This window comes from Microlunatus endophyticus, from assembly GCF_014646195.1.
In the GTDB taxonomy this organism is placed as follows: Bacteria; Actinomycetota; Actinomycetes; order Propionibacteriales; family Propionibacteriaceae; genus Microlunatus; species Microlunatus endophyticus.
In genome coordinates, this window is record NZ_BMMZ01000001.1 from 196,870 (window position 1) to 214,957 (window position 18,088).

Annotated in this window: 12 protein-coding genes; 8 read left to right on the forward strand and 4 right to left on the reverse strand. The window is 68.3% G+C overall.

Features of this window, described 5'->3' with window-relative positions; all coding sequences use genetic code 11:
* Window positions 1–59: 59 nt before the first annotated feature.
* Window positions 60–899: an MBL fold metallo-hydrolase gene (locus IEY07_RS01070; RefSeq protein ID WP_188893324.1), complete on the forward strand. Its 840-nt coding sequence runs from the start codon at window positions 60–62 to the stop codon at window positions 897–899.
* 167 nt (window positions 900–1,066) lie between these two features.
* On the opposite strand, the gene IEY07_RS01075 is transcribed toward IEY07_RS01070, so the two are convergent.
* Window positions 1,067–2,380, reverse strand: coding sequence for an MFS transporter (locus tag IEY07_RS01075; protein ID WP_188893325.1), 1,314 nt, complete (start codon window positions 2,378–2,380; stop codon window positions 1,067–1,069).
* Between the two features lie 19 nt (window positions 2,381–2,399).
* On the opposite strand from IEY07_RS01075, the gene IEY07_RS01080 reads away from it, so the two are divergent.
* Genes IEY07_RS01080 through IEY07_RS01105 form a run of 7 tightly spaced genes read left to right on the forward strand, consistent with a single transcriptional unit; the run spans window position 2,400 to window position 13,983 of the window.
* Window positions 2,400–5,321 (forward strand): bifunctional [glutamine synthetase] adenylyltransferase/[glutamine synthetase]-adenylyl-L-tyrosine phosphorylase, encoded by a 2,922-nt coding sequence (locus tag IEY07_RS01080; RefSeq protein ID WP_188893326.1) that lies wholly within the window; start codon window positions 2,400–2,402, stop codon window positions 5,319–5,321.
* A 10-nt stretch (window positions 5,322–5,331) separates the two neighbouring features.
* Window positions 5,332–7,164, forward strand: a complete 1,833-nt coding sequence (locus IEY07_RS01085; protein ID WP_188893327.1) for a glycoside hydrolase family 15 protein — start codon at window positions 5,332–5,334, stop codon at window positions 7,162–7,164.
* Window positions 7,165–7,183: 19 nt separating this feature from the next.
* Window positions 7,184–7,483 (forward strand): MFS transporter, encoded by a 300-nt coding sequence (locus IEY07_RS24420; RefSeq protein ID WP_268239174.1) that lies wholly within the window; start codon window positions 7,184–7,186, stop codon window positions 7,481–7,483.
* Window positions 7,483–8,520 carry an MFS transporter gene (locus tag IEY07_RS01090; RefSeq protein ID WP_268239175.1) on the forward strand — a complete coding sequence of 346 codons (1,038 nt, stop codon included), beginning with the start codon at window positions 7,483–7,485 and terminating at the stop codon, window positions 8,518–8,520. Before IEY07_RS24420 ends, IEY07_RS01090 begins: the two co-directional genes overlap by 1 nt.
* A 33-nt stretch (window positions 8,521–8,553) precedes the next feature.
* Window positions 8,554–10,008 carry a succinic semialdehyde dehydrogenase gene (locus tag IEY07_RS01095; protein ID WP_188893328.1) on the forward strand — a complete coding sequence of 485 codons (1,455 nt, stop codon included), beginning with the start codon at window positions 8,554–8,556 and terminating at the stop codon, window positions 10,006–10,008.
* A 52-nt stretch (window positions 10,009–10,060) separates the two neighbouring features.
* On the forward strand, window positions 10,061–12,532 hold the full coding sequence (locus IEY07_RS01100) for a transglycosylase domain-containing protein (protein ID WP_188893329.1): 2,472 nt from the start codon (window positions 10,061–10,063) through the stop codon (window positions 12,530–12,532).
* Window positions 12,533–12,534: 2 nt separating this feature from the next.
* Window positions 12,535–13,983, forward strand: a complete 1,449-nt coding sequence (locus IEY07_RS01105) for a phytoene desaturase family protein (protein ID WP_188893330.1) — start codon at window positions 12,535–12,537, stop codon at window positions 13,981–13,983.
* Here IEY07_RS01105 and IEY07_RS01110 read toward each other — a convergent pair.
* From IEY07_RS01110 to glnA, 3 genes are all read right to left on the reverse strand, one after another.
* Window positions 13,974–14,675, reverse strand: coding sequence for an HAD family hydrolase (locus IEY07_RS01110; RefSeq protein ID WP_188893331.1), 702 nt, complete (start codon window positions 14,673–14,675; stop codon window positions 13,974–13,976). The two genes, IEY07_RS01105 and IEY07_RS01110, sit on opposite strands and share 10 nt — an antisense overlap.
* 15 nt (window positions 14,676–14,690) lie before the next feature.
* Entirely contained in the window at window positions 14,691–16,325 is a 1,635-nt protein-coding gene (locus IEY07_RS01115) for an HNH endonuclease signature motif containing protein (protein WP_188893332.1), read from the reverse strand.
* A gap of 221 nt (window positions 16,326–16,546) precedes the next feature.
* On the reverse strand, window positions 16,547–17,968 hold the full coding sequence (gene glnA / locus IEY07_RS01120) for a type I glutamate--ammonia ligase (protein WP_188893333.1): 1,422 nt from the start codon (window positions 17,966–17,968) through the stop codon (window positions 16,547–16,549).
* Window positions 17,969–18,088 lie beyond the last annotated feature (120 nt).

Consider the following 18,088-nt stretch of genomic DNA (forward strand, 5'->3'; position numbering starts at 1 on the left):
ATCTGCGCCGGTCGCTCAGGCACTAGGGTGTGTCGGGTCGTGCGGCGCGGAGGGTTTTCGTGGAACTGGTTGTGCTGGGAGGATCGGGTGGCTGGCCTCGCGCCGGGCAGGGTTGTTCGGGCTATCTGATCGAGCACGACGGTTATCGGCTGCTGGTCGATCCGGGCCACGGAGTGCTCGGGGAGTTGTTGCGTCACTGCGATCCTGCCGCGGTTGATGCGGTCCTGATCAGCCACGGTCACCTGGATCATTGTGCCGACCTGGTTCCGCTGCTGCGGGCCCGGATGCTCGGCGCGAACGGGTCGGGGACTGAGACTGTGCCGCTTCCCGTCCTGGCGCCCGACGGCGCACTCGACGGGCTGCTGTCGCTGGATCCGGTCCGGCCCGACGGTCTCGAGCTGATCTCGGCCGGCAGTGGCGACAAGATCATCTTCGGTCCGCTGACCGTGCTGGCGCAGGAGTTGCGTCACCAGGTGGTGACCTTCGGCTATCGGATCATCTCCGACGACGGCCGGGTGCTGGCCTACACCGCGGACTCGGGGGAGAGCAGTGATCGGGTGGATCTGGCCCGGCACGCCGGCCTGCTGGTCGGCGGTGCGAGCTATCCCGATCAGGTCCCGGCCGCGGACGCCCGCTACCTTTCCGATGCCGTCCAGATCGCCCGACTGGCGATCGAGGCCGATGTCGACCACTGTGTGCTGACCGACCTGTTGCCCTTCACCGATCCGTTCACCGCGCTGCTGCGGGTCCGCGGGGCCGGCTTCGATGCCGTCGAGGTCGCCCGACCCGGCCTGCGCCGTACGATCGCCCCGCGCCCCGACGCCGTCGGCCTGCCGCGCCGGGCCGCGCAGCGGGTGATCGCCATCACCAACGCCGAGCCGCGGCGCGCGTCGTCCTGATTCGTCGGCACGGGTGCCGCTGCCGCCGGTCCTGGTCGTGTGGCGTCAGTTGCGGGGGACGACCCCCGCACCCCCGGATCGGTTGGGTCCAGGGTCAGTCAGACTCGCCGGCTTCGTTCCTCCGCCGGCGGCTCGCTTCGCTCGCGGTAGCCAGCCGCTCGTCCTGATCAAGGTTGCGGATTGCTGGCGTCGTAGGCGAGGAAGCGGCGCTGCCAGACCATCGCGAGGATGATCAGCAGGACGCAGAGCGAGCCGCCGATCATGGCCGCCCTGTTCTCGCCCCACCAGTCGGCCCAGCTGCCGAGCAGCAGGTCGCCGAGTCTCGGACCACCCGCGACGACGACGATGAAGACGCCCTGCAACCGGCCGCGCATCTCGTCCGGCGTTGCCGACAGCAGCAGCGTGTTGCGGAAGACCGAGCTGATCGAGTCAGCGCCGCCGGCGAAGGCCAGGAAGAGGCCCGCGAAGATCAGCGGGATGATCAGCGTACGACCCGGGCTGGTGTCGCCGGTGGCGGTCAGCACCACGCCGAACAGACCCACCGACAGTCCGTAGACGATGATCGCGGCCACGATCGCCCGGCCCTGCATCCTGATGTGCACCAGCCGTCCCGAACCCAGCCCGGCCAGCACAGCGCCGACTGCGAAGGCGGCGTTCAGGATGCCGGTCGTGGTGGCACCGCCGCCGAGGAACAGCACGCCGACCGCGGGATAGAGCACCCGTGGCATCGCGGTGATCATCGCGATCAGGTCGACCAGGAAACTGGTCCGGACATTCGGCCGGGTGGCCAGGTAGCGCAGCCCCTCCAGCACCGAATGCAGGCCGAGCGCCCGGGGCCGCTGTCTCGGCAGATCCGACCCACCATCAGCAGCCGCGGCAGCCTGGCCGACCGGCGGCAGGTCCGGCAGCCGCCACAGCGCCCAGAGCGCCGCGGTGAAGAAGATCACGTCGCAGCCGTAGGCGGCCCCGAAGTTCCAGGCCGACAGGGCCGCGCCCAGCAGCGGGCCGACGGTCATCGCGACGTTGAAGTTGGTGTTCTGCAGCACCTGGGCCGACGGCAGCAGCTCCGGATCGATCAATCGCGGCACGATCGCCGACCGCGCCGGGTTGTTGATCGCGAAGCCGCAGGACTGAAGGGCGACCAGCACGTAGAGCAGGTAGACCGAATGGACGCCGGCCCAGGCCTGGACCGCCAGCGCGATCGAGACGAACCACAGCCCGAACGAGGCGATCAGTGCCACCCTGCGGCGGTCGTAGAGGTCGGTCAGCGCGCCACCGTACAGGCCCAGCGCTACCAGCGGCACCAGCACGCAGATCCCGAGGATACCGACGGCGAAGGTCGATCGGGTGATCGCGTACACCTGCAGGCCGACGGCGACCTGGGTCAGCTGGGCGCCGAGATTGGAGATGCCGAGGCCCCACCACAACCGACGGAAAGCAGGACTCCGGCGCAGCGGCGTGAGGTCGATCAGCAACGACATGGTGGCATGATCCTAAGTTGTGCAGATCACCCAGGGGACACTGGCCCGGCGGGGGTTCGCCGATTCGTCGGCCGCCCACCAGCGGCTGGCCGGCTGGGACGAGGCGTATGAGCCGCTGCTGGACCTGATCGCCGGCTCCGCCGACCCGGACCAGGCGCTGCTCGGCCTGGACCGGCTGACCGAGCAGGTCCCCGGACTGCTGGACCGGCTGCTGGCCGATCGCGACCTGGCCCGCCGGACGATCCTGGTGCTCGGCGGCAGCTCGGCCCTGGTGCAGCATCTGCTGGCCCACCCCGGCGATCTCGACCAATTGGCCAGCCCGCCGCGGCGGACGCCGGCGGACCAGCTGCGCTCGGAGCTGCTCCGGGCGGTCGGCGCCGACCCGGCATCGGCCACACCGGTGGCCGGCACCGACGGCGATCCGCTGCGGATCGCCTATCGCGGCGCTCTGGTCCGGGTCGCGGCCCGGGACCTGTGTGCCCCGGAGCCGATCGAGATCATGCCCGACATCGCCGCCGAACTGGCTGACCTCGCTGACGCGACCCTCGAAGCCGCGCTGGCGGTCGCACGCCGCGACGTCGGCCCGGACCGTGCGGCCCGGGTGCTGCTGTCGGTGATCGCCCTGGGCAAGACCGGCGCCCAGGAATTGAACTACGTCAGCGATGTCGATGTGCTCTTCGTCGCCGAGGCCGCCGACGATCACGTACCGACCGACGAGGCGATCAGGATCGCCACCCAGCTCGCCTCCCGGCTGGTCGTGATCTGCTCGGCCCACACCGCGGCCGGGACGATCTGGCAGGTTGACACCGCACTGCGCCCGGAGGGCAAGGCCGGCCAACTCGTCCGCACCCTGGCCAGCCATCGCGGCTACTACGAGAAATGGGCCCAGACCTGGGAGTTCCAGGCGATGCTCAAGGCCCGGCCGGCGGCCGGCGACCTGGCACTCGGGCAGGACTTCGTCGAGATGATCACGCCGATGGTATGGCGGGTCGCCGAGCGGGAGAACTTCATCGACGACGCGCGGAACATGCGGCTGCGGGTCATCGATCACATTCCGGAGAAGGTCGGGGAACGGGAGCTCAAGCTCGGTGCCGGTGGGCTGCGCGACGTCGAGTTCTCCGTCCAGCTGCTGCAGCTGGTGCACGGCCGGGTGGACGAGCGGCTGCGCAGCCGCTCGACGCTGGAAGGCCTCCGGTCGCTGGTCGATCACGGGTACGTCGGCCGCGAGGACGGCAAGAGCTTCGCGCTGGCCTACCAGTTCCTGCGCAGCCTGGAGCACCGGATCCAGTTGCAACGGCTGCGGCGGACCCATGTGCTGCCGACGGCTGAAGATGATCTTCGGCGACTGGGCCGTTCGCTGCACTACGCCGATCCGATCAACGGGCTGCTGAACACCTGGCACTCGACCGCACAGCGGGTCCGGGCGCTGCACCGGCGGCTGTTCTACTCGCCGGTCCTGGACGCGGTGGCCAACATCCCGTCGGAGGGCCTGCGGCTGACCGCCGACGCAGCCCGGGATCGGCTGGCCGCGCTCGGCTACGCGGATCCGCGGGCTGCCCTGCGGCATATCGAGGCGCTGTCCCAGGGGGTCAGCCGGCGGGCCGAGATCCAGCGCCAGCTGCTGCCGGCGATGCTCGGCTGGTTCGCCGACGGCGCCAATCCCGATCACGGGCTGCTGGCCTTTCGGCAGACCAGCGAAGCCCTCGGCAACAGTCCCTGGTATTTGCGGGCCCTGCGGGACGAGGGTGAACTGGCGCACCGGTTCGCGACCATCCTGGCCTCCAGCCGGTACGCCACCAGCCTGCTGCTGCGGGCGCCGCAGAGCGTCCAGATGCTGGCCGACGACCGGGAGCTGATCCCTCGCACCTTCGAACGGCTGCGCTCGGAGATGTCGGCGGCTGCCGGCCGGCAGTCCAGCCCGACCGGAGCGGTCGAGGCGATCCGGGCGATCCGGCGTCGGGAACTCTTCCGGATCGCCGCCGGGGACCTGCTCGGGGTGAGCGACGTGCTCCAGGTCGGCGAGGCGCTCACCGACCTTGCCTCCGCGACCATCCACACGGCGCTGTCGGTGTGCCGGGAGGCGGAGGAACTTGATCCGGAGTCGACCATCGCGGTGATCGCGATGGGACACTGGGGCGGACGGGAGCTGGGCTACGCCTCCGATGCCGACGCGATGTTCGTGCTGTCCGGTGACGACACCAGAGGCGGCTCGGCGGTCATCTCCGAGCTGCGCCGATTGCTGTCGCGGCCCGGTGCGGACCCGGTCCTGGAGATCGACACCCGGTTGCGGCCGGAGGGCAGCGGCGGTCCGCTGATCCGGTCGCTGGCGGCCTACCGCGGCTACTACCAGCGCTGGTCGGCCACCTGGGAGATGCAGGCGTTGGTCCGGGCGGCGCCGCTGGCCGGTGATCTTGATCTCGGCCGCGAGCTGATGGCGATCGTGGAGCCGTACCGCTGGCCCGCCGACGGGCTGACGGCGACACAGGTGACCGACATCCGCCGGCTGAAGGCCCGGATGGAGGTCGAGCGGCTGCCGCGCGGCGCCGATCCCGCCAAGCACCTCAAGCTCGGTCCCGGCGGGCTCTCCGACGTCGAGTGGACCGTGCAGCTGCTGCAGTTGCAGCATGCCGGTCGGCTGCCGCAGTTGCGGACCGGCAGGACCCTGGAGGCGCTGGATGCGGCGACGGCGGCCGGGCTGATCGGGCAACGGGAGGCCGATTGGCTGCGGGACGCCTGGCTGATGGCCAGTCGGATCCGCAACCGGATCATGCTGGTCAGGGGTCGCGCGTCCGACACCTTCCCGACCGACCCGCGCGAGTTGTCGGCCGTCGCGCAGTTGCTGGGCCGGCGGCCCGGCGAGGGTTCCCATCTGGTGGCCGACTACCAACGAGTCGCCCGGCGCGCCCGGCGGGTGGTCGAGGACATCTTCTGGCAGGGGTGAGGCACTCTTCATGACAGCATTCGAGGACCAGGCAGCCATCGAGGATTACGGGCTGATCGGGGACTGCCGGTCGGTCGCGTTGATCAGCAAACAGGGCAGCATCGACTGGCTCTGTCTGCCGCGCTTCGACTCCCCGGCGGTCTTCTGCGGCCTGCTCGGCACCGATGATCACGGGCACTGGTCACTGGCACCAGCCGACGAGGTGCTTGAGTCCAGGCGCCGCTACCTGCCCGACACATTCGTGCTCCAGACCACGCTGCGGACCGCGACCGGTGTGGTCGAGGTGGTGGAGCTGATGCCCGTCGACCACCACCCGGCGATCATCCGCAGGATCACCTGTCTGGAGGGTGAGGTGCGGATGCACCAGGAATTGGTGATCAGATTCAGCTACGGTCGGGTGCTGCCCTGGATCCAGCGTCAGCAGGACCGTGGGGATGGCGACGGAAGTGTGCTGGTGGCGACCGCGGGCCCCAGTGCGCTGGTCCTCCGCGGTGATCATCTGCCCCGATCCTCGGGCCACCGCCACGTCGGCGATTTCACTGTGCACGAAGGGGAGACCACCGATCTCGTCCTGCAGTCCTATCGCTCCTACCATGACCTGCCCGGGCCGGTCGCCGTCGAGCAGGCGATCGAGCAGACGTCGATCTGGTGGCAGTACTGGGCCGGTCGGCGACCGCATCACGGTCAGGATGACTCCGGACCGTACGCGGAAGCGATCAGCCGGTCGCTGCTGGTGCTGCGGGCCCTGACCGATCGGGAAACCGGCGGGATCGTCGCTGCGGCCACCACCTCGCTGCCGGAGCAGTTCGGCGGCGGGCGCAACTGGGACTACCGCTACTGCTGGCTCCGGGACGCCGCGCTGACGCTGGAAGCGCTGCTGGAGTACGGCTATCGGGAGGAGACCGAGCACTGGCGGCTGTGGTTGCTGCGGGCCGTCGCCGGTGATCCCCAGGACATCCAGATCATGTACGGCCTGGCCGGTGAGCGGGAGCTCGACGAACGCTCTCTGGACCACCTGCCCGGCTATGCGGGGTCCCGACCGGTCCGGATCGGCAACGGTGCGGTGGGCCAGTTCCAGGCTGACGTGATCGGCGAGGTGATGGTCGCCCTGGACGCGGCACGCGGCCACGGCGTCGACGAAGATCATTTCTCCTGGTCGCTGCAGCGGGCCATGATCAGCCGGATCGAGGACACCTGGCAGCAGAAGGACTGCGGTATCTGGGAGATCCGTGGCGACCCGCAGTACTTCACCCACTCCCGGGTGATGGTCTGGGCAGCACTCGACCGCGGCATCCGTGCTGTCCGTGATCACGGCCAGGACGGCCCCGTCGAACGGTGGGAGAGCCTGCGCGACCGGATCCGGGACGAGATCGAGACGCAGGGATTCGACCAGTCGCGGGGCAGTTACGTCCAGCACTACGGCTCCGACCAGGTCGATGCGGCGCTGCTGCAGTTGCCGCAGGTCGGCTTCTGCGATCCGGACAGCGAACGGATGCTGGGCACGGTCGCCGCGATCGAGAAGGACCTGGTGGTCGACGGGCTGTTGCTGCGCTACCGCACCGAGTCGGCTGTGGACGGGCTGACGCCGGGGGAATCGCCGTTCCTGGCCTGCTCCTTCTGGCTGGTGGAGCAGTACGCCCGCAGCGGACGCACCGACGATGCCCGCAGGTTGATGGACCGGCTGCTGAGCTTCCGCAATGATCTTGGACTGCTGTCGGAGGAGTACGACACCACTGCCGGACGCCAGGCGGGCAACACCCCGCAGGCGCTGTCACACCTCGCGCTTGTGCGGGCGGCCGGAGCCATCGACGGGGTGATCGGACGCCGCGGAGGGACCCGATAGCTGGGCTATGGTGTCGCCCGTGGCAGATTCCAACGGTGCAGTCATCAACGGCGTGAAACGGCGGCATTCGGTCGCGGCGAACATCCTGCGCGGCTCGCTGGGAAACCTGATCGAGTGGTACGACTTCTACGTCTTCAGCGCCTTCGCCACCTATTTCGGCGCCAACTTCTTCGACTCCGCGGATCCGATCTCCAACACTCTGAACACCCTCGGAGTGTTCGCTGTCGGCTTCTTCATGCGCCCGATCGGCGGCTGGCTCTTCGGCCGGATCGCCGACCGGATGGGCCGACGCTTCTCCTTGACCCTGAGCGTCTTATGATGGCCGTCGGCGCGTTGATCATCGTGGTCTCCCCGAGTCGGGCGACCATCGGCGTCCTGGCGCCCGTGCTGCTGTTGATCGCCCGACTGCTCCAGGGCCTGTCGGTGGGCGGCGAATACGGCAGCAGTGCGACCTACATGTCCGAGGTCGCGACCCGCAGCCGCCGGGGCTACTACTCCAGCTTCCAGTACGTGACACTGGTCGGAGGCCAGGTGCTGGCGCTGGTCGTGCAGCTGATCCTGCAGGCATTCCTCACCGATGACCAGCTGACCACCTGGGGTTGGCGGATCGCCTTCGCGATCGGCGCCGCAGCAGCCGTCACCGTGCTCTGGCTGCGGCGCGGCATGGACGAGTCGATCAGCGATGATCAACTCGCGGCGACCCGGACGACGAGCGCTGCCGTCCAGCCGGGGACGCTGCGGGCGCTGGCGGCCCACTGGAAGCCGTTCCTGATCGTCTTCGGCCTGACCATGGGTGGTACGACCGCCTTCTACACCTACACCACCTACATGCAGTCCTTCATGATCAACACCAGTGGCATCGCTAAGCGCACCGTGACCTGGGTGAACTTCGTGGCCCTGTTGATCTTCATGGTGCTGCAGCCGGTCTACGGGGCGATCTCGGATCGGATCGGCCGGAAACCGGTGTTGATCTTCTTCGGGGTCGGTGGCGTGATCGGCACCTGGCCGATCCTGCTCACCCTGTCCCACACGAGCAATCCGGTCGGCGCGTTCTTCCTGATGATGATCGCGCTGCTGATCGTTCTCGGCTACACCTCGATCAACGCGATCGTGAAGGCCGAGCTGTTCCCTCGCGAGGTCCGGGCGGTCGGAGTCGGATTGGCGTACGGCCTGGCGAATGCGATTTTCGGTGGCACCGCTCCCTACATCGGGACCTGGTTCGCCAAGATCGGGCACAACTGGCTCTTCTACACCTACGTCACGGTGTTGATCGCGATCTCCCTGGTGGTCTATGTGCTGGCCTTCCGGAACCGCAGTGCCACCCATCTCGATCGAGAGCAGGGGCACGCGTACTGACCGGACCGCCCGGTGGCGTACTAGCGTGACTTCATGGGACAGACCGTCCGACAGGACGACACCGATACCAGCGTCGCGGCCCGCGCCGTGCGGGCGTTCGAGGCCGCGCGGGGCGCGCAACCCGGGTGGGCGTCCTGCGATCCCCGGGACCGCGCCCGACCCTTTCATACCTTGGCCCACGTGCTGCTCGAGCGACGGGAGACGGTGCTGGATGTGATCCAGGCCGATACCGGCAAGGCCAGGTCACACGCCCTGGAGGAGTTGCTGGACGCGGTGCTGTCGATCAGCTACTACGCGCGCAATGCTGGCCGGCTGCTGCGACCGCGACGCCGCCCGGGGCCGTTGCCGGTGCTGTCGCGGACCACCCAGTACGCGGCGCCGCTGGGCGTTGTCACGGTGATCACACCGTGGAACTATCCGCTGGCGTTGGCCGCCGACGTGGTGCCGGCCCTGCTGGCCGGGAACACCGTCGTCCACAAGCCGGACCTCCGGACGGCCCGGTCCTCACTGCTGCTGCGTGAGTATGCCATCGAGGCCGGGCTGGAGCCCCAGGTCTGGCAACCGGTGCTCGGCAGCCCGGACGAGCTCGGCGACGTCCTGATCGAGCGCGCCGATTTCGTCTCCTTCACCGGGTCGACGGCGGTCGGACGCCGGATCGCCCGGCAGTGTGCCGAGCGGCTGATCGGCTGCAGCCTCGAGCTCGGCGGGAAGAATCCGATGATCATCCTCGCCGATGCCGATCTCGAGCGGGCCGTACCGGCCGCGATCCGGGCCTGCTTCGGCAACGCCGGCCAGCTGTGTATCGGTATCGAGCGGATCTATGTCGACCGCAGCATCGAGGCGGAATTCCTGCGCCGCTTCGTCACCGCGACCAAGATGCTGCGGCTCGGCGCCGGCACCGGCTACATCGCCGACGTCGGATCGCTGATCTCGGCCGAACAGCTCGACCGGGTCCAGGGAGCGGTGGAGCGTGCGGTCGCTGCCGGCGGACGGATCGCCGCCGGCGGCCGGCCGCGTCCGGACATCGGGCCGTACGTCTACGAGCCCACGATCATCACCGGGGCCACCGAGGACAGCGAGCTGGTCCGCGAGGAGGTCTTCGGGCCGGTAGTCAGCGTGCAGGGCTTCAGTACCGATGCCGAGGCGGTCCGGCTGGCCAACGACACGCCGTACGGACTGAATGCCTCCGTCTTCGGACGCGCCCGCCGGCGCACCCGCTCGGTCGCCACCCGGCTCGAGGCTGGCATGGTCAACATCAACGAGGGGTACGCGACCGGTTACGGCTCGGCGGCCCCGGTCGGTGGCTGGAAAGAGTCCGGAACCGGTCGCCGGCACGGACCGGACGGGCTGCTGCAGTACACCAGGTCACAGCTGGTCGCCAGCCAGCAGCTGCTGGGATTCGACCCCGTTGCAGGGTTGTCCGCCGAACGCTACGGAAACCTTCTGGTCACCGGAGTGAAAGCTCTGCGCCGGCTCCGCATTCGGTGAAAATCCGGGGCGGTGAGACGTTTGGGGGATCGATTCCCGTAATCTCTGCCCCATGCTCACCGGCCTGAAACGCCTCGTCACCGTTACGGGTGCCGGTGCATTGTTCATCCTTGTGAGTGTGCTGTGCGGCCTCCTGGTGGCTGGCCTGGCGATCCCTTTCGCCGCCGCCTCCGGGGTCTCGGCACAGGCCGCCGACCGGGAGCTGAACAATCTTCCGACCAACATGACCCTGCCGGCTGCGCCGCAGCGGACCAAGGTGTTGGACGTCAACGGCCACGTGCTGGCGTACTTCTACGACCAGAACCGGATCTACGTCCCGCTGAGCAAGATCGCGCCGGTGATGCGCACGGCGCTGCTGTCGATCGAGGATCACCGCTTCTACGAGCACGGTGCCTTCGATCCGCAGGGCACCCTGCGCGCCTTCCTGACCAACCAGGCCAGTGGCGGAACCGTCCAGGGCGGCTCGAGCATCACCCAGCAGTACGTGAAGATGGTCCTGGTCAACGAGGCCGAACTGGACGGCGACAAGTCGGCGGTCGCGGCCGCCCAGGCCACCACGTACGAGCGCAAGATCACCGAGCTGCGCTACGCGATCGCGCTGGAGAAGAAGCTCTCCAAGGACCAGATCCTGGAGCGCTACCTCAACCTGGTCTACTTCGGTGACGGCGCCTACGGCGTCGAGGCGGCCGCCCGGCACTATTTCGGGACCACCGCCGCCAAGCTCACCCTGCCGCAGGCGGCCATGCTGGCCGGCCTGGTGCAGAGCCCCGACTCGGACAACCCGGTGTTGCATCCGGAAGCCGGCCTGGCCCGGCGCAACGAGGTCCTCAACCGGATGTCGGAGTTGGGCGAGATCACGCCCGCCGCGGCCGAGGCGGCGATCCGGACCGGTTTCACCAAGGCCGGGGTCCAGGCCTTCAACAACGGCTGCGTCGGCACCCGCTACCCGTTCCTGTGCGACTACGTGCGCCGATCGCTGCTGGCCACGCCGAGCCTGGGGTCGACGGTCGACGAGCGGGAGAAGACCATCGACCGGGGCGGGCTGACGATCTACACCAAGATCGATCCGAAGGCCCAGGACGCCGCCCAGAAGGCCGTCAGCTCGATGGTCGGGGCGACCGACCCGTTGATCTCCACCATGGACATGATCGAGCCGGGCACCGGGCTGATCGTGGCGATGGCGCAGAGCCGACCGGTGATGGGCTCCGATGCCAAGAAGGGCCAGACCTACTTCAACTATTCGGCGACCCAGTCGATGGGCGGCGGCCAGGGCTTCCAGGCCGGATCGACGTTCAAGGCGTTCACCGCGGCAGCGGCGTTCGACAAGGGCATTCCGATCGCCAAGAAGTACGACGCCAAGAAGACCGTCAACTACAGCGGGAAGCCGTTCGACTCCTGCGAGCGCAGGACCGAGGTCACCGGGAGCTGGAAGGTGTCCAACTCCACCGGCGTCAACGGCGAGATGGACATGTCGAAGGCCGCGGGCTGGTCGGTGAACAACTACTTCGTCCCGCTCGAGCTGGACACCGGCATGTGCTCGGTCACCCGGATGGCGGCGACCGTCGGGGCGCAGAGCAGCGTCGCGAGCGAGCCGATCAGCTCCTACGACGACAAGCCGTCCTTCACCCTCGGAACTGTGGACGTCGCGCCGATGTCGATGGCCGAGGCGTACGCGACCTTCGCCTCCGGGGGCATCCGCTGCAACCCGATCATCATCTCCAAGATCACCACGCCCAGCGGCAAGAGCCTTGCGGCCCCGAGCGCGGACTGCAAGCGGGTGATCAGCGCCGACGTGGCGAACGCGGTCAGCAAGCTCCTGACCGCGCCGGTGACCACCGGTTCGGCGACGGCCGCCCGGTTGCCCGGCGACAGGCCGATGGCCGGCAAGACCGGAACCATCGACAGCAACGCCGCGGTCTGGTTCGTCGGTTACACGCCACAGATCGCCGGAGCGGCGATGATCTCGATCGACTCGACCAAGAAGCCGTTCGTCAAGGGCAAGGCCGGATATCGTCCCGGCCTGAAGGGCTACACCGTTCCGTCCACCCACGTCTACCTTTCGGGCTCGGGTGGTGGCGACGCCGGTCCGGGCATCTGGAAGCCTGCGGTGAGCGCCTACCTCAAGGGCAAGCCGGTGGAGCAGTTCGAGCAGCCGCCGGATGCCCTGGTGCGCGGGAAGATGATCAACTTCCCGGATCTCAGCGGACTCAGCACGGCGGAGAAGATCGCCAAGCTGCGCAAGATCGGGATGACCGTGGTCAAGAAGACCAAGACCAGCGACAAACCCAAGAACAGCTTCCTGGGCTTCTCGCCAGACAGCGGGAAGGTCCCTCAGTACGGAACCGTCACCGCCTACTTCTCCTCGGGCCCGCCGAAGAAGAAGACCGACAAACCCAAGTCCGACGGGGCACCCAAGTCCCCGACCTCGCCGACCAGCCCGACTCGTCCGACCGGGCCGACCAAGCCGGGCAATCCCGGCGCACCGCCGTTCGGTCCGGTCAAGCCCCGCGACCAGGGACACTGACCATGCTCGACGCGGTGGTCGTCGGGTCCGGGCCCAACGGTCTCGCCGCTGCTGCGACCCTGGCCAGGGCCGGCCTGATGGTCACCGTGCTCGAGGCGCAGCCATCCATCGGCGGCGGCGCCCGGACGCTGGATCTCGGCCTCGCCGACGGCATCCGGCACGACCTGTGCTCGGCGGTGCATCCGATGTCCTGGGCGTCGCCCTTCTTCAACTGGTTCGATCTTGCCGGTGCGGGCGTCGAGTGGCTGACGCCGGAGGTCTCCTACGCCCAGCCCTTCGTCGGCCGACCAGCCGCGATCGCCTACCACTCACTGGAAGCCACCGTCGAGCGCCTCGGCCGCGACGGTCCGGCCTGGCGCGCGCTGCTCGGGCCGATCGCCGAGCGCCCGTACGCCGCTGCCGAGGTCGGACTCGGTGACCACCGGTCGCTGCCGTCACTCGATGCACTGCCCACCGGAGCGCGGATGATCATGGCGACGGCCGAACAGGGCACTCGGGCCTGGGGAGTGCGATTCCGTGATCAGGAAGCGCCGGCGCTGCTGTCCGGGGTGGCGATGCACGCTGTCTCAGAGCTGCCGAGCCTGGTCTCGGCCGGGACCGGGATCCTGCTGGGTGCACTCGGGCATTCGGGCCGCGGCTGGCCGATCCTGCGAGGCGGATCCGGCGCGATCCCGGGCGCGCTGGCCGGCGACCTGCGCTCCAACCGCGGGGAGATCATCACCGATCACCCGGTACGCAGCGCGGGTGATCTTCCGCCGGCCAGGGCCTATCTCTTCGACACCACCCCGCACACCGCGTTGGATGTCGTGGGGGATCGGGTCAGCCCGTTCTTACGCCGCGCGCTGACCAGATTCCGGCACGGCGACGGAGTCGCCAAGATCGACTTCGTGCTCTCCGGCCCGGTTCCCTGGAACGATCCGGAGGTGGCCAGGTCCGGCACCGTGCATCTCGGCGGCAGCCGGGAGGAGATGGCACACGCGGAGGCCGAGGTCGCCGCCGGCCGGCATCCGGAGCATCCGCTCTGCCTGATCAGCGATCCGGCGGTCGTCGACCCAGGCCGTGTGGTGAACGGGTTGCGGCCGCTGTGGGCCTACACCCACGTGCCGGCCGGTTCCACCCTCGACCTGACCGCCGCGGTGAGCGCCGAGATCGAGCGATACGCGCCAGGCTTCGGTGATCTTGTGGTCGCCTCTCGTTGCATCCCGGCGTCGCGGATGGTCGAGCACAACCAGAACTACGTCGGCGGCGACTTCACCGCCGGCGCCATGACCGCGCGACAGATGATCGCCAGGCCGACCCTGCGGCTGGATCCGTACAAACTCGCGACGGGCATCTACCTGTGTTCGTCCTCGACGGCACCCGGACCGGGCGTGCATGGCATGTGCGGTTGGCATGCGGCCCGGCGGGTGCTGGGGGACGTCTTCGGTATGCGGGGCTCAGATCAGAGGTAGCCTGGCAGGTCGAAGAGGCTGACCAATCGGCTGGTTGGTGGTATGGGCGCGGAGTTGCGCGGATCGATCAGCAGGGCGCGGATTCCCTGCTGCCGTGGGCCTTCGTAGTCGGCCGCGTAGGTGTCGCCGACGAACAGGGCGCGGCTCGCGTCGACGCCGAGCCTGTCCAGCGCTGCCCGGTAGATCGCCGGATGCGGCTTGCGGTGGCCGATGTCGACGGACAGCACGACGGCGTCGAACAGGTCGGCGACGCCCATCGCCTGGAGGTGATCGGGAACCAATCTCTGGCTGTGAGTGTTGGACACCACCGCGAGCCGGAAGTGCTCCGCCAGTTCCTCCAGCAGATTGGACATTCCGGCGGGATAGAGCACAGCGGAGTTCCAATCGGAGAGGTAGGCCTCCACGAATGCGGTCGTCTCGTCGGGCGTCGGCGCCCGTCCGATCGCCTGTTCCATGATCACCAAGCTCGGCTCCTGCATCGAGAACTCGCTCAGATCTGCGGCACAGCGGGTGTCGTGCTCACTGAAGGTCGCATCGCCAAATGTCAGGAAGCTGTCATAGCTGAGCGTTGCGCCGAGTCGGCGCAGGACGCCGTACGACGTCGAATAGTCCTGCTCCGTCCGGCTGGGGGAGTATTCGACGATCGTCCCGAAGAAGTCGAGCAGAAGATGCGTGATCTCGGTCGCTGCCATCCCGGGATTCTGCCATCAGGCTGCTCGAGGTGGCCGCTCCGTCAGGCTGAACAGCGCGTCGACGCAGTCGAACAGGCGGAATCCTGCACCGCCTCCTACCGGGAACACCCGGTTGGCATCGGGATGTTTGGTGTTGTGGATGTGGTCGTATGCGACCCGCAGCGCGGCGGCCTGGTCACGGAGCGCTTGGAACTCGAAGGGGCTCGTGCTCATCCTATTCATCCCGGCCGGTACGGGCGCGATGGTGCTACCGTCCGGGCGGGCGAACCGCCATCGCACTCGACAGCCGGGCTCATCGCAGGGACTGATGGTGAGGTGGTCCTCGTGCACCCGGGTGTGGTGGGTCTGACATAACAAGATCAGATTGTCGGTGTCGGTCCTGCCGCCGGACAGCCAGGAGATCCGGTGGTGGGCCTTCAGGTGCCGGATCCGGTTGCACCCCGGGAACTGGCAGCAGCCGTCGCGGATCATCAGGGCCCGGCGTTGGTGCTTGGTGATCAGTCGTTCCTCCCGTCCGACTGCCAGCGGCATACCCTTTTGGTCGACGATGATGCCCAGAACGGTGCTGTCGCACAGGGCGCGCCAGGCGTCTGAGGGTTCCAGTGCGGAGCCGCCGCGGACCCGGCAGGTGGGCACCTCGACAGTGTTCCCGCGGGAACGCTCCGCTGGGCCCGACGCCTCGTCTGCGTCGTGATCCTGCTGCGACCGGTAACGTTCGACTTCGTCCCGCCGGGCTTGACGTTGCTCCTGCTCGCCCGGTTCGGGCAGCTCCCGGTCAGCCTCGGCGAGGGCGGCGGCACTGACCTCGATCACCACCATCGTCCGGTCCGCGCCCGATCGGTCCTCCGGACGAGAACCGAGGTAGAGGTTGGCGATCTCGGTCAGTGCCTCGACCCGGGTCTGCTGGACGCGTTGCTCGCGATCCCGCTCCGACACCCGGTCCTCGGCGGCTTCCTCGCCGGGACCTGGCTCGGGGTCGGTGTTGGCATCGATCGCAGCCTGGATTGCGGCGATCACCGCGGCGCCCTGTTCCGGTGGCAGGACCGCGGACAGCTGCACGTTGCCGTCGTCGCGGACCAGCCAGGTCACCCGCTGGCGGGGCCTGCGGGTGCGGCTCGTGTCCCGCGCTGCCCGCCAACCCGCCACGGTGCGAGCAAGCTGGGAGGCGGTGCACGCCCGGGCCAGCTCGACCAGGCCGCTCTCGTCCAGACCTGCCAGGCGCGGCGACACTGGCTCGGGCTGGGGCTCGGCAGGATGCTGCTCGGGCGTCGCGACCGGCTCCGGGCGGCTGAGTTCATCGGCGACCCGGGTGAGCTCGCGTACCTTCGAATAGCTCAACTCGCCCAGCGCGAACGCCTCCCGTACGGAAGGCATCCGCCGCAACGCCCGGGCCACCCTGACATGCTCGCGAGCCGTCCCGGCGGCCATCGAGCACGCCCAGGAAAGCCAGTGCGCCGTCGACTGGATGCCGGCCCACCAGTCCACCGCACCGATCGCGTCGAACTCACCGACCAGGTCCAGAAGGACCGCCTCATGTTTGGCCACATCGGCCGCTGCGGCCATGATCCGCGCTCCGAGTGCCTCCGCCTCGACCTCCGAGATCAGACCCTCGAACCGACGCATCTTCGGCTCAAGATCAAGCACTGCCATCGCACCCGCCCCCGAATATCGATTCCGATGAGGAGAGACGCTAAGACCCACCACCGACAGTCGCTCCAACGCCGGGTCGAGTTGTCCACAGGACACGGTCCAGGGCGTTCCCGCGGGAACGCCGGACGGGGCCGGAAGGTGCTGGACGGGGTCGGACGGGAACGCGAGACGGGCCGTGATCACCCGGTGATCACGGCCCGTTCCCTCAGTTCTGTGACGAATTACACGTCGTAGTAGAGCTCGAACTCGTGCGGGTGCGGACGCTGACGCAGGGCGTCGATCTCGACCTGCTTCAGCTCGATCCAAGTCTCGATCAGGTCGGAGGTGAAGACGTCGCCGGCCTGCAGGAACTCGTTGTCGGCCTCGAGCGCCTTCAGCACCGACGGGAGGTCGGCCGGGACGGTCGGCACCGACGCGTGCTCCTCGGGCGGCAGCTCGTAGAGGTCCTTGTCGATCGGGGCCATCGGCTCGATCTTGTTCTGGATGCCGTCGATACCGGCCAGCAGTAGGGCGGAGAACGCCAGGTACGGGTTGGACGACGGATCCGGGCAGCGGAACTCGACGCGCTTGGCCTTCGGGTTCGACCCGGTGATCGGGATCCGCATCGCGGCGGACCGGTTGCGCTGGCTGTAGACCAGGTTGACCGGCGCCTCGAAGCCGGGCACCAGACGGTGGTAGCTGTTGGCGGTCGGGTTGGTGAAGGCCAGCAGCGCCGGGGCGTGGGACAGGATGCCGCCGATGTACCAGCGGGCGAGGTCGGACAGGCCCGCGTAACCCGCCTCGTCGTAGAACAGCGGGTCGCCGCCCTTCCAGAGGCTGGAGTGCACGTGCATGCCGGAGCCGTTGTCACCGAAGATCGGCTTCGGCATGAAGGTCGCGGTCTTGCCGGCGGCCCAGGCCGTGTTCTTGATCAGATACTTGAACTTCTGTACGTCGTCACCGGCCGACAGCAGCGTGTTGAAGCGGTAGTTGATCTCCGCCTGACCGGCCGAGCCGACCTCGTGATGGGCGCGCTCGACCAGCAGGCCCGAAGCCTCGAGATTGCGCACCATGTCGTCGCGCAGATCAGCGAAATGATCGACCGGCGGGACGGGGAAGTAGCCGCCCTTGTAGCGGACCTTGTAGCCGCGGTTCGCGCCGTCCTCCTCGCGACCGGTGTTCCACGCGGCCGCCTCGGAGTCGATCTGGTAATAGCCGGCGTTCTGCTTGGTCTCGAACCGGATGTCGTCGAAGATGTAGAACTCGGCCTCCGGCGCGAAGAACGCGGTGTCCCCGATGCCGGTCGACGCCAGGTAGGCCTCGGCCTTGCGGGCGATGTTGCGCGGATCCCGGCTGTACGGCTCCTTGGTCAGCGGGTCGTGCACGAAGAAGTTCAGCACCAACGTCTTGGACTTGCGGAACGGGTCCACATACGCCGTGGTGGGATCCGGCAGCAGCGCCATGTCGGACTCGTGGATCTTCTGGAATCCGCGGATCGACGAGCCGTCGAAGGCCAGCCCATCCTCGAACACCTCCGGACCGAACGAGCTGACCGGCACGGTGAAGTGCTGCATGATGCCGGGAAGGTCGCAGAAGCGGATGTCGACAGTCTCGACACCCTCATCCTTGACGTAGGCCAACAGATCGTCGGCGCCTTGGAACATGGATCCTCCGCAAGATTCGGTGACACAGCTTTGATGACACGGTGACGTCGCAGAGCCTAGGGCGAGGGGTTTTCCCGGCCGTTGCGGCTATGTTTCAGCGATGTTACGCCAGCTGTGATC

Bases quoted from the DNA above. Each gene is read 5' to 3' on its own strand.
- IEY07_RS01110 (WP_188893331.1), bottom strand. From the start codon at position 14,675: ATGGCAGCGACCGAGATCACGCATCTTCTGCTCGACTTCTTCGGGACG.
- glnA (WP_188893333.1), bottom strand. From the start codon at position 17,968: ATGTTCCAAGGCGCCGACGATCTGTTGGCCTACGTCAAGGATGAGGGT.
- IEY07_RS01085 (WP_188893327.1), top strand. From the start codon at position 5,332: ATGACAGCATTCGAGGACCAGGCAGCCATCGAGGATTACGGGCTGATC.
- IEY07_RS01075 (WP_188893325.1), bottom strand. From the start codon at position 2,380: ATGTCGTTGCTGATCGACCTCACGCCGCTGCGCCGGAGTCCTGCTTTC.
- IEY07_RS01100 (WP_188893329.1), top strand. From the start codon at position 10,061: ATGCTCACCGGCCTGAAACGCCTCGTCACCGTTACGGGTGCCGGTGCA.
- IEY07_RS01115 (WP_188893332.1), bottom strand. From the start codon at position 16,325: ATGGCAGTGCTTGATCTTGAGCCGAAGATGCGTCGGTTCGAGGGTCTG.
- IEY07_RS01095 (WP_188893328.1), top strand. From the start codon at position 8,554: ATGGGACAGACCGTCCGACAGGACGACACCGATACCAGCGTCGCGGCC.
- IEY07_RS01105 (WP_188893330.1), top strand. From the start codon at position 12,535: ATGCTCGACGCGGTGGTCGTCGGGTCCGGGCCCAACGGTCTCGCCGCT.
- IEY07_RS01090 (WP_268239175.1), top strand. From the start codon at position 7,483: ATGGCCGTCGGCGCGTTGATCATCGTGGTCTCCCCGAGTCGGGCGACC.